Annotated in this window: 11 protein-coding genes; 10 read left to right on the top strand and 1 reads right to left on the bottom strand. The window is 40.8% G+C overall.

The window, feature by feature from the left end; all coding sequences use genetic code 11:
- The first annotated feature begins 12 nt into the window (after positions 1-12).
- Positions 13-1,488, top strand: coding sequence for a 4-hydroxyphenylacetate 3-monooxygenase, oxygenase component (gene hpaB / locus QUF49_RS12825; protein WP_289496011.1), 1,476 nt, complete (start codon positions 13-15; stop codon positions 1,486-1,488).
- Between the two features lie 11 nt (positions 1,489-1,499).
- The gene (gene hpaD, locus QUF49_RS12820; protein ID WP_289496010.1) at positions 1,500-2,483 is read left to right on the top strand and encodes a 3,4-dihydroxyphenylacetate 2,3-dioxygenase; all 984 of its coding nucleotides are present in this window, start codon (positions 1,500-1,502) and stop codon (positions 2,481-2,483) included.
- 168 nt (positions 2,484-2,651) lie between these two features.
- Here the strand turns inward: hpaD and QUF49_RS12815 are convergent, their stop codons facing one another.
- Positions 2,652-4,718 carry a sigma 54-interacting transcriptional regulator gene (locus tag QUF49_RS12815; protein WP_289496009.1) on the bottom strand — a complete coding sequence of 689 codons (2,067 nt, stop codon included), beginning with the start codon at positions 4,716-4,718 and terminating at the stop codon, positions 2,652-2,654.
- Between the two features lie 173 nt (positions 4,719-4,891).
- Here QUF49_RS12815 and yfcC point away from each other — a divergent pair, with 173 nt between their 5' ends.
- The 8 genes from yfcC (at position 4,892) to mgtE (ending at position 12,314) form a co-directional block, all read left to right on the top strand.
- A complete protein-coding gene (yfcC, locus tag QUF49_RS12810) occupies positions 4,892-6,394 on the top strand; it encodes a putative basic amino acid antiporter YfcC (RefSeq protein ID WP_289496008.1) in 1,503 nt (500 codons plus the stop codon).
- Between the two features lie 31 nt (positions 6,395-6,425).
- Complete coding sequence (gene iadA / locus QUF49_RS12805; RefSeq protein ID WP_289496007.1) at positions 6,426-7,598, top strand: beta-aspartyl-peptidase; 1,173 nt, start codon at positions 6,426-6,428, stop codon at positions 7,596-7,598.
- A gap of 96 nt (positions 7,599-7,694) precedes the next feature.
- A complete protein-coding gene (locus tag QUF49_RS12800) occupies positions 7,695-8,150 on the top strand; it encodes a pyridoxamine 5'-phosphate oxidase family protein (RefSeq protein ID WP_289496006.1) in 456 nt (151 codons plus the stop codon).
- Positions 8,151-8,265: 115 nt separating this feature from the next.
- Positions 8,266-8,652 carry a hypothetical protein gene (locus QUF49_RS12795; RefSeq protein WP_289496005.1) on the top strand — a complete coding sequence of 129 codons (387 nt, stop codon included), beginning with the start codon at positions 8,266-8,268 and terminating at the stop codon, positions 8,650-8,652.
- Between the two features lie 121 nt (positions 8,653-8,773).
- The gene (locus QUF49_RS12790; RefSeq protein WP_289496004.1) at positions 8,774-9,379 is read left to right on the top strand and encodes a TVP38/TMEM64 family protein; all 606 of its coding nucleotides are present in this window, start codon (positions 8,774-8,776) and stop codon (positions 9,377-9,379) included.
- A gap of 92 nt (positions 9,380-9,471) precedes the next feature.
- Positions 9,472-10,221, top strand: a complete 750-nt coding sequence (map, locus tag QUF49_RS12785; RefSeq protein WP_289496003.1) for a type I methionyl aminopeptidase — start codon at positions 9,472-9,474, stop codon at positions 10,219-10,221.
- A 158-nt stretch (positions 10,222-10,379) separates the two neighbouring features.
- On the top strand, positions 10,380-10,781 hold the full coding sequence (locus QUF49_RS12780; RefSeq protein ID WP_289496002.1) for a DoxX family protein: 402 nt from the start codon (positions 10,380-10,382) through the stop codon (positions 10,779-10,781).
- Between the two features lie 174 nt (positions 10,782-10,955).
- Positions 10,956-12,314, top strand: coding sequence for a magnesium transporter (gene mgtE / locus QUF49_RS12775; RefSeq protein ID WP_289496000.1), 1,359 nt, complete (start codon positions 10,956-10,958; stop codon positions 12,312-12,314).
- Positions 12,315-12,488 lie beyond the last annotated feature (174 nt).

Below are 12,488 nucleotides of genomic sequence, written 5' to 3'. Positions count from 1 at the left end.
GGAGGGATTTCTTTGCCTGCACGCACGGGGGAACAATATATTCAAGGAATTTCAAAGGCTAAGAATAATGTTTGGATTCATGGTGAGAAAGTAGAAGATGTACCTTCTCATCCCGCATTTCGAAACATCGTAAGATCCATTGCCAACTTGTATGACCTCCAGCACGAAAAAGCAGACAAGATGCTATACACCTCTGAACAAACGGGTGATAAAGTTGGACTTTCCTTTATTGCCCCTAAAACGGTAGACGATCTGATCCGCCGCCGTGAAATGATTTCTGAGTGGGCGGGCTACACGGGTGGCATGATGGGGCGTACACCTGATTATTTGAATACGAGCGTCATGGCATTTGGTACGTCTGGTAACTTCTTTGCACAAAATGATCCGATGTTTGCGGAGAACGCCAGAAAGTATTACGACTATTGCCGAGAAAATGACATCAGCTTAACGCATACACTCATTCATCCTCAGACAAATCGTTCGAAAAAGCAGTCTGAGCAAAAAGATCCATATTTATCAGCTCGCATCGTTGAAAAAAATAAAGATGGAATTGTAGTGAAAGGTGCTAGATTGTTAGCAACACTCGGTGGGGTAACGGATGAGATCGTCGTTTTCCCATCTACATTGAATAAAGCATCTTCTGAAGACGATCCTTATGCAATGGCTTTTGCGATTCCGAACAACACGGAAGGATTGAAGTTCCTTTGCCGAGAATCGTTCGATACGGGCCGAAGCCAATGGGATCATCCACTAAGCTCGCGATTTGAGGAAAGTGATGCAATCGTTGTTTTTGATAATGTGCTAGTACCGTGGGAGCGCGTTTTTGTAAGCGGAAGCTCGGATATTTGTAACCGTACGTACGTGGAAACAAACGCAATCGTTCATATGGCGCATCAAGTTATTGCTAAAAATACGGTAAAAACGGAATTTGTGTTAGGCGTCATCTTAAATATGATGGAATCCATCGGCATCGATGTATTTCCGCATGTTAAAGAGAAAGCATCTGAAGTCATGCTGATTCTCGAAACGATGCGTTCTCACCTTTACCGTGCAGAACACAACGCTTCTATTGATAAATACGGGAACATGACGCCAGACTTTGCACCGCTGAATGCAGCGCGTAACTGGTACCCGAAAATGTATCAGCGCATCGTTGAAATCGTGAAAATCCTCGGAGCTTCAGGTTTGATGGGGATTCCGACAGAAGCAGACTTTAACGCAGACGATATCGGTGAACTCGTGCATCGCTATACACAAGGCGCAAACATTGATGGTTACGAGCGCACGCAATTGTTCCGCTTGGCATGGGACATCTCCATCAGTACGTTCGGTGGCCGTCAAGCGCTGTATGAGTACTACTTCTTTGGAGATCCGGCGCGTATGTCGAACATTTATTATGATCAATTTAACAAAGAGCCTTACAAAGCGATGGTGAAGGATTTTCTCCAGCGTGTGAATTCCAAAAGCCATAACTACACGAGAGTATAGGAGGTAACGTCATGGATTTTAACATTATACGAATTGCGCGTGTTGTCATGAACGTAACTGACCTCCATGCTTCCCGTGATTTTTATGTGAATGCTCTGGGATTTATCGAAACGGCCGCTACCTCAGAGTGGATGGCATTACGAGGATTGGAAGAACACTCGCATCACAGTCTTCTGTTAAAAAAAGCGGATAAGCCTGGTGTTCATGTAGTGAGCTACAAAGTATGGGAAGACAGCCACTTGAATGAGCTAGAATCCTTTTTTAAAGGAAAAGGCGCCAAAGTGCTGTGGAAAGATGCAGACTCTAAAGTTGGAATCGGTAAAACCTTATGCGTAGAAGACCCTTCTGGCATACCGCTAGAATTTTTTGTTGAGATGGAGAGTGTTGAACGGTGCATCCAAAAGTATGATCTGTACCGAGGTGCACGTGTTCAGCGTATCGATCACATCAACTGTATGGTTCCGGATGTGGAAGCGGCTGTTCAATTCTATACAGATGAACTCGGATTTAGAGTCTCGGAATATACGGCAACAGAAGACGATCGAACATGGGCAGCGTGGCTTCACCGCAAGCCGACTGTTCATGACGTTGCCTTTATGAACGGAGAAGGGCCTCGTCTTCATCACGTAGGCTTTTGGCTTTCTGATCCAATGAGTCTGATTCATTGCTGTGATGTGATGGCGAGCATGGGATATGCAGACAATATCGAGCGCGGGCCTGGACGTCATGGTTTATCGAACGCATTTTTCTTATACGTTCGCGATCCTGATGGAAATCGAATCGAGCTATATAACGGGGATTATCTGACGAGTGATCCTGACTTTAAACCGATCAAGTGGGACATTAACGACCCGAGACGTCAAACGTTCTGGGGCCACAAAGCTCCTGACAGCTGGTTTAACGAGGCGACTTCTTTCTTGAATCTTGAAAAAGGAGAGCCTGTAGAGCTGAAAAGTCCTACTTTGGCGCAGCGTAAACCAGATTTTGTGACTTGATCTATTATGTATAGAAGATAAAAGCTGACTTACTTAGTGAAGTCAGCTTTTTGTGCGTCCAGCGGCAGATTATGCAAGCTGGACGAGCGATTCTAGAGATTTACGAGCGATTCTAAAGTTTTATAATTGCACCCTGAAAATAACATCCTACTACCATAAAAAAACCTCTCACGCCAATTCATTCTTAATATAAACAAGCCCGCTCTCGGTCAGCCTTGTTCCTTTTCGCCCTTTTGCTTTCACGATAAACCCTTTCCGCTCCAAGAGGTCTAAGCGCAATCTGACTTGAGCTTCCGATAGTTTTACGCCTTTTAATTCTAAATCCATCAATAAGCTTTTCCGGCTGGATGGTTTACCAGAACAGTGGTTTTGATAGATGCAGTTCAAAATCGCAGCTTCTTCATTTGGCGCTATAAGCGGCAATTCATCAGAGGTCACAGCAGTCTCTTTCATAACTTCTGCCTCTAGAGTCCTCTCCAAACTTCTTATTCTCATCACTTCTTGAGGCAGATCCTGAACAGTAATCTTTTCTCCTTCACACACTGCAAGCATATAATCAATGGCATTCTTTAACTCTCTAATATTACCCGACCAAGTTCGATTCATAAGGTGGCGTACCACTTCGCTTTCCACGGTCATCTTTTTGGTAGAACGCATCGCTAAAAAATGATTCAGTAAAAGCGGAATGTCTCCTTTGCGTTCTCGGAGCGCTGGAATCTTTAAATAGAGAACATTCAGCCGATGATACAGATCTTCACGAAATAGTCCGTTCTTTATATCAGTCGCCAAATCCTTGTTGGTAGCAGAAATGACCCTTACATCTATAGGGAGGACGCGTGTTCCTCCGACTCTGCGCAACTCTTTTTCCTGCAGAACGCGTAGGAGGCGTGTTTGGAGTTTAACGCTAATGTCGCCAATTTCGTCCAGAAAAATAGTTCCGCCTTCTGCTTGTTCGAAGAGACCCTGTTTTCCGCCTTTTTTTGCTCCTGTAAATGCTCCTTCTTCATAACCGAAAAGTTCACTTTCTAATAAATCTTCTGAAAGCGCAGAACAATTTACTGCTAAGAATGGTCCGTTTCTTCTGCTTGATTCATTATGAATGGAGCTCGCAAAGAGTTCTTTGCCTGTTCCGCTTTCGCCTTGAATAAGAAGAGAAAGGTCTGTTGCCGCCAGCTTCTTTGCAATATTTTTTGTTAAGACGATCTGATCGGAGCCGCCAATTATATCATTGAAAAAATACTTTCCGATATATCCTTTTCGCTTTAGTTCGTGTCTTGCGGCTTTCTCCATCGAGATTGTCGTGCTCGTGTTCTTAAATGTCGCGATCATCGTATTTTCAGCTGGTAATGTAAAGCGGTGAACCATGACATTTGTATCGTTGATTGTGAAAAACTGGTCAGATTGTTCGTTTTCAGTATCTGATAAAAAGTCTAGCAGTTCTTTGTCTTTAATAATTTGTTTAATATGCTTTCCGACAGCTTGTTTGGAAGCAGTTGAAAATATGTTCTCCAGTTCTTCGTTAAATACGGTAATTTTTCCTGAATGATCAAATGACAAAATACCATCATTTACACCATTTAATACTTTGTCTAGGTGTTCGTTAAGTTGAAGAGCTTTTTGATTAGCAAGTGCAAGTTTCTTGGACAGCTGAATAATTTTTTTGGTAAACCGTTCAGAAATACCTGTCGCCCTGTCATCCAATACACCGAGTTCGCTCAAAATCTCTGTTATAGTAGTTATGTCGATTAAGCGTACGCCGATATTAATAATTCTCTTAACCTCTCTTGGCACTAGATGCATCTCCCCAGGTGTCACAGCGATCTCTGAGTATTGATAGTGAGGAATGCCAGGATAATAGGGAAGGTAATTTAAGTGATCGATGCCGAGATGTACGAGAGTTTGTACGGACTGTTCGACTGTTTGAGGGAAGTCGTTAACGTACATAACATCTGTACCTTCAGGCAGCTGAAGAAGCTGATCCATATATTCATAATTTACGGTGCGTCTTGCCGTGATGACTTTACAAGATTCACTTAAACAGTGAGCTACCTCACGTCTTATAAGATAAGAGGATAAAATAACAATTTCGTTCTGAAGCTGTGAAGGCAGCATCTCTTCGGAAGAATAGCTTCTAATATGAAAAAAATCGCCTAAAATTGATTGAAGCTGATGAGACAGTGCAATACGTGTTTCTTTTGTACCTGCTAATAGAACAATCTGTTTTTGGGGCTCCATCCTATACACCTTCTTTAAATGGTCTTTTTTAGGTTGTTAATTGGTTATGAAACTATTATCTAATAAACACCCAATTAAGGAAACAAAAACTTAAGAAACCTTTACAAAGGGAGGCGGAATGTTGGCACAATTCTTGCAATTAGATAAGGTGATTAAGAAAAGGGGGAATAAACGTGGATAAGAAAAAAGGAATTACAATGCCGGATACGTTTGTTATCGTGTTTTTTGTTGTTGCACTAATGGCATTATTAACGTATATCATTCCGGCAGGTCAATTTGAGACAAAAGAAACAACCTTTATGCAGGGCGGTGAAGAGCAGACAAAAACAGTGCTTGTACCTGATAGTTTTTCATATGTAAAAGGGAAAGACGGTGAGCCTGCTACTCAAGGTGTAAGCCTTTTTGAAGAAGGCGGCGGCGCTGGGTTTTTGAACTATATCTTTGAAGGACTTGTTTCTGGAGATAAATGGGGATCAGCTGTTGGTGTTGTTGCCTTTATCCTAATTATTGGTGGCGCGTTCGGTATCATTATGAAAACACGTGCGATTGAAGACAGTATTTTAAAAATGATCGACCATACGAAAGGCAGAGAAGCACTTATTATTCCGCTTATGTTCTTATTGTTTTCTCTAGGCGGCGCTGTTTTTGGAATGGGCGAGGAAGCGATTGCCTTTGCCATGATCCTTGTCCCCGTTGTTGTAGCTCTTGGCTATGATGCTATAACAGCGATTATGATTACGTACGTTGCAACGCAGATTGGTTTTGCAACATCTTGGATGAACCCGTTCGGTGTAGCAATTGCACAAGGAGTCGCTGGAATTCCAGTGCTTTCCGGGGCGCCATTCCGAATCGGTATGTGGGCTTTCTTTACATTAGTAGGTATTGTTTATACATGGATTTACGCGTCAAGAATTAGAAAAGATCCGAAGCGTTCCTTATCTTATGATTCAGATGCATACTTCCGTGACGATTTTAAACATACAGATATTAAGTCAAACTTTGGAACAGGACATATCCTCATTCTTCTTACGATTTTAGCAGGAGTTGCTTGGATCGTTTGGGGAGTTGTGGAAAGAGCATATTATATTCCAGAAATCGCTACTCAATTTTTTACGATTGGTTTGGTTGCGGGTATAATTGGTATTATCTTCAAGATGAACAACATGACGGTGAACGGAATCGCTGATGGCTTTAAAGAAGGTGCAAAAGATCTTCTCCCAGCAGCACTTATCGTTGGTATGGCGAAAGGAATCGTTATTATACTTGGTGGAGACAACCCTGCTGAAGCATCAGTTTTGAACACGATTCTTCATGCAGCTGGTGGCATTGTTGAAGATGTTCCTGCTGCACTTTCTGCATGGATCATGTATGTGTTTCAATCTGTATTTAACTTTTTTGTTGTATCTGGTTCAGGTCAAGCGGCACTTACAATGCCTTTAATGTCACCGCTTGCTGATCTTGCAGGTGTAACAAGGCAAGTAGCGGTTCTTGCTTTCCAGCTGGGTGACGGTTTTACAAACATGATCGTACCAACTTCTGCGGCTCTTATGGGAACACTAGGAGTTGCACGACTGGATTGGGGAAAATGGTTTAAGTTCCAAATTAAGTTCCAGGCCGTACTGTTTACATTTGCCTCAATCATAATTGTTATAGCTGTATTAATAGGTTTTAAATAATTTATCTTCAAAAAATAAAGGACTGATTTACATGTTTACACTTATAAAAGGCGGTGAGGTATACGCGCCTCATTATCTCGGTAAAAAGGATATTCTTTTAGCTGCCGGGAAGATTGCCAGCATCTCAGAAAATATTGATTGGCCGGCACCAGCACTTGATATCCATGTTATTGATGCAACAGAAAAAATGGTGGTACCAGGCTTTATCGATGCACATGTTCATATTACTGGCGGCGGAGGAGAAGGCGGATATAAAACGAGGACTCCTGAGATCTATTTGTCTGATGTTACTAAAGCAGGTGTGACAACGATTGTTGGTGTGATTGGTACAGACGGAACAGCCCGAACGATGACCAACCTAATCGCAAAAGCAAAAGCCTTAAAAGAAGAAGGAATCTCATGTTTTGTGCACACTGGAAGCTATCAAGTTCCTGTTAAAACGTTGACGGGGAATATTGAAACAGACATTATGATGATTGATGAAATCATTGGTGTAGGTGAGATCGCTATCGCTGACCATCGTTCCAGCCAGCCGAATGCTCACGAACTGGCAAGACTCGCTTCACAAGCAAGAGTTGGGGGCATGCTTTCAGGAAAAGCAGGTGTTGTGAACATCCACCTTGGCGACAGCAAACGCATGTTATCTTTAATTGAAGAAGTTGTGGAGACGACAGATCTGCCTATTTCTCAATTTTACCCGACTCATATTAACCGAAATTCCTATTTGTTTGAAGCGGGAATTCAATATGCGAAAAAAGGCGGTATCGTAGATTTTACAACAAGTACAACGAAGCAATTTTTAGAAGAAGGCGAAGTCAAATGCAGCATCGGACTAAAAAGAATGCTCGATGCAGGAGTATTGATTGAGCAAATAACGTTCACATCAGACGCACAGGGAAGTTTGCCTGCATTTAATGAATTTGGTGAATTTACAGGACTTCGTATTGGCAAGGTAAACTCGTTATATGGTGAAGTGCGGGATGCCATCCTGACTGAAGGTGTTCCACTTCAAACAGCATTGCAGACAATTACTTCTAATCCTGCCCGAGTTTTAAAGCTCAAAGAAAAAGGAAGACTGCAGGAAGGTCTGGATGCTGATCTAGTTCTGCTTAACCAAGACCTAAACATTGATTCTGTTATTGCTTTAGGGCAAGTAATGGTACGAGATGGAGAAGCCGTGATCAAGGGAACATTTGAAGAGTAAAGGAAGCTGATTTTCAGCTTCCTTTTCACTTTTAAGTTAAGAAATATATGGTAAAATAAGAAGCATACATATAAATCATTCGAAGGTGGCGATCATATGGCGAAACAGGAAACACCAACAACGTTAAGTCCTGAATTGTTTGAACACCTGCAAGGCGAGCAACTCGTATTACTAGGAACAGTTGACGCAGAAACGAAAGCTCCATCCGTAAACGCGATTTCCTGGGTGAAAAGTTTGTCAGAAGGTAAGATTAGATTTACCGTTACAAACAACTCCCGCATCGTAACGAACATCCAGGATAATCCGAATGTCGTTCTTACGGTTGTTGGACTTGAGACTGTGTATTCGATTAACGGAAAAGCAAATATACTCCAACTTGCAATGGAAGGCGTGCCTTTAAAGCTTGCAAAGATTGAAGTGGATATCGAGCATGTATTTGAGAGCATGTTCTGGGGCGCAAAGATCGTTCAAGAACCCGTATACGAAAAAACGTATAATGAAAAGAAAGCAAAAGAGCTGGACGAGCAAGTCTATGCTGCTCTGATGAATTAGAACCAGCTTCTAACAACGAAGAAAACCGCAGAATACTAGCTTAAACCGTCAAAACATCCTGTTATGACGGTTTTTATTTATCGCTTAATTCGAAAAAAGTATAGGAGGATCTGCAATGTCATTAACATGGCGCTTATTGCTTTTTTCTGGCCTTATTTCCTTATTCATTGGCATTTTGAATATAACCAGTTTACTAGAGGAAAAATCTAAAGGGCTGAATGTTTGGGGTTACCTTCTGCTTTTCTGGGGAATTGCTGCACTCATGATTGGACTTAACCGATTCAAATACACTTGGATAATTAAATTCTTAGCAGCTTTAGGGATATTGCTTCACGGTTCACAGGGAATCTACTCGCTTCTTTTCCCTGGAAATCCGGATGCAAATGGGATGAACGTCGGTAGTGCATATTATGGAATAGCCTCATTCGCAGCAGCTTCTTGCTGCATTATCATTATCGGGAAAAGGCTCGAAAATCCCCCTTCAAAATCAGTCAGTAAATAGTACCCTTTTCTTTCTTTATGATAAAATTAGAGAACTAACTCCTTGTTTTTCCTAAAGTCGGTTTTAAACAAGTTTTCTGTGGCAACGATGAGGGTATGAGGAAGAAAAGGGTGAACGATAGATGGACTGGAGAAACTGGGAACGCTATTTTACTGAAAAAAATATTCTGCAGCTGCTTGATCAATACAAAGATCTTGGTTTCTTGCCAGGGGTTTTGCTGCCTATGCTAGAATCTTTCCTGCCAATCCTGCCTCTATTTATTTTTGTTGCAGGAAATGCAGCAGCATATGGATTTTGGTTAGGATTTCTTTATTCGTGGATTGGGGTATGTGCGGGGTCAATCATCGTTTTTATGCTTGTCAGAAAATATGGGCAAAAAAAATTCCTGGATTTTTTGAACAGACACACAAACACAACTCGGATGCTAAATTGGGTGGAACGGCACGGTTTTGGCATGCTGTTTCTTATTTATTGTTTTCCATTTACTCCATCTGCATTAGTAAACGTTGTTGGCGGCCTTTCGAGAATTAATACGAAAACATTTTTGCTGGCTCTAGCTCTCGGTAAATTAGTGATGATTGCGATTGTTTCTTTTATCGGCTATGACTTTATTGACGTATTAAAAAGCCCCCTTAAATTAGGGTTGATTGCATTTGGCATATTCGTGCTATGGTTAGGCGGCAAAGTGGTAGAATCTAGACTTAAGCAATCAGAGCATCGGGCGTAGGTACAATCGCTCGATGCTTTTTTCATTTAACCCGCTTCACGAACCTCTTTAGACTGGAATATAGTTAAAAAAGAGGAAGGGGAGAGTTCGGGTTGATTAAGCTTAAATCACAAAAGCAGATTGAGAAAATGAGAGAAGCAGGCAAGCTTCTAGCTTCCTGTCATCAAGCATTGAGAAAGTTGGTAAAACCAGGAATCACCACTTTAGAACTGGATCAGTTTGTAGAGAGCTTTCTGTTGGAGCGCGGCGCAAAACCTGCTCAAAAAGGCTACATGGGCTATCCATTTGCAACTTGTGCCTCTGTTAATCATGAGGTATGTCATGGACTTCCTAATAAAAACGTGTTGAAAAATGGAGATATCATCACCATAGACTTTGTTGTGAATCTAAATGGCTGGCTCGCAGATTCAGCTTGGTCATATGGAGTTGGAACCATTTCGCAAGAATCTCAACGTTTGATGGATGCGACAAAAAAAGCCTTGTATAAAGGAATTGAACAAGCGCAAGTCGGCAATAGATTGGGGGATATAGGCTATGCTATCCAGTCTTATGCTGAGAAAAAGGGATACTCTATCGTAAAAGAATTTATTGGACACGGTATTGGACGTAACATTCATGAAGATCCTCAAGTCCATCATGTTGGAGAACGAAATACTGGAACAACGCTCAAAGAAGGTATGGTTATTACGATAGAGCCAATATTCAACAAAGGTATGCCTTATATAACTATGAAATCAGATGGATGGACCGCGGTTACGTTTGACCGAAGTTTATCCGCTCAATATGAACATACAATTGCGATCACAAAAGAGGGACCAATAATTTTAACTGAACAGTTTTAAAAGTTTTGTTACCGCATATTCTCTAATAAGAAGGCGGTAAATTTTTTTGCTTATAAAATTATTTTTTTAAAGTAACTTGACATATACAAGTTACTAATTGTAATATACTAACATAAAGTGAGTAAAACAAAATTTAATTGAAGAGAGGGAATTATTAAATGTTATCATTAGGATTGCTTATTATCCGATTAGTGGTTGGTCTTGCACTGGCAGCACATGGTGCTCAAAAGTTATTTGGCTGGTTTGGTGGTTATGGCTTAAAAGGAACGGGTGGATGGATGGAGTCGATAGGCATTAAGCCTGGCTACACGATGGCATTATTAGCAGGTCTTGCTGAATTTGCGGGAGGATTGTTATTTGCCGCAGGACTGTTTACTGAAATTGGAGCTATTTTGATTGCTGGAACGATGCTCGTTGCGATATTAAAAGTGCACTTGCAAAATGGATTTTGGGTAACAGCAAACGGCTATGAGTTCAACTTGATTTTAATCGCCGTAGTTGTCGGTGTAGCCTTAACTGGTGCAGGGGAATATTCATTGGATTACCTCTGGCTGAAGTAGGGAATAGAATAGAGATCTTACGTGAAGAAACCACTTTTGATAAGTGGTTTTTTATTTGTGAAATACCATATCCTAAGAACAGAGCGAACACAGCATAGTTCAGCCGCGAAACAATAGTCACATATAAATAAATAATTTATAATAGTGAAGTACTTTATAAGGAGGTGACGTTCCTTGTTTAAAGAGATGTCAGAAAATCAGATTTTATTATACGTAATTAAAAATTTAAAAGAGCTGCGCAAGAAAGAATTTCAGCTTTTAATTGATGAACTGCACCCTTATGATATAGCTAACGTGTATAAGAACCTGCCGGAAAAACACAGGCATAAGTTCGTCACCTTTTTAACAACTAGACAGATTGCTTCATTAATTCAAGAACTTGAAAGCGATCTGCAAATGGAGATTCTGCATAAACTGGGCATAGAACGATCATCTCATATCATGAACTTAATGGAAAACGATGACCTTGCCGATCTTCTTGGCAACTTGGACGTTAATGAGATTCAGGATTTCTTATCATCGATGAAAGCAGATGAATCCAAAACAGTTCAAAGCCTGATGCAATATGATTCAGATACTGCTGGTGGAATTATGACGAACCGTTTTGTTTGGATTCCGCAAGTGTACACCGTTCGCGATGCGGTTGAAAAACTTAAAACGTTCGCAGGATTTGCTGAGAACATCTATTACCTATATGTGATCGACGATGATAAAAAACTCGTTGGTGTAGTTTCTTATCGTGACCTCCTATTAGCTGAGATGCACGAAAAGATAGAAGATATTATGTACAACAGGGTCATCTCCGTGCCTGCAGAAACCGATCAGGAAGAAGTAGCCCGAACGATAGAGCGTTACGACTTTATCGCAGTTCCTGTAACAGATGAACAAGATCGATTAATAGGAATTGTCACGGTCGATGATGTGCTAGACGTATTAATTGAAGAAGCAAATGAAGATATTGAGAAATTATCAGCGACTGGTAAATCAATTGATTTCCAGACGAGTGCACTTATCGCTTCATATCGAAGACTTCCTTGGCTGATTTTACTCCTCTTTATCGGAATTCTGTCAGGAAGCATTATCAGTACATTTGAAGGAACGATTGAAAAAGCAGTAGCTCTCACATACTTTATGCCAATGATTGCGGGTATGACTGGAAATACCGGAACACAGTCTCTTGCCGTTGTAGTGCGCGGACTCGTGTCACACGACATTGACCGCCAGACAATTATTAAATTAATCATGCGTGAATTTGGTGTTGGTTTTATTATAGGTGTTACATGTGGTATCTTAATTTCGATCGTGGCTTATCTATGGAAAGGTAATCTGATTTTAGGTTTAGTAGTTGGAAGCTCTTTATTTTTCACTTTAATTATTGGAACCTTAGCAGGTACACTGATTCCATTGCTGCTTTACAGACTTAAGATTGACCCGGCTGTAGCGTCAGGGCCGCTCATTACAACATTGAATGATATTTTTTCGCTTTTAGTTTATTTTGGTACAGCTACAATGTTCTTATCTCATTTATTATAGTTTATCAGGTTAGATATTTCGTACTATGAAATCTACATCTTTTGCTCAATAGAACACACTCTTTTAACATGCGATAATGAAATAAAACATTAGTTTTTTCCGAAATTGGTCAGCGGCATATGCCATTCGACTAATTTCGGTTTTTTTACGGCTGAATAAAGCGGTTGAAACCCT

The organism is Fictibacillus sp. b24 (assembly GCF_030348825.1).
In the GTDB taxonomy this organism is placed as follows: Bacteria; Bacillota; Bacilli; order Bacillales; family Fictibacillaceae; genus Fictibacillus.
Note: the sequence above shows the minus strand (reverse complement) of the source record. Positions and strands in the feature narration are given on the sequence as shown.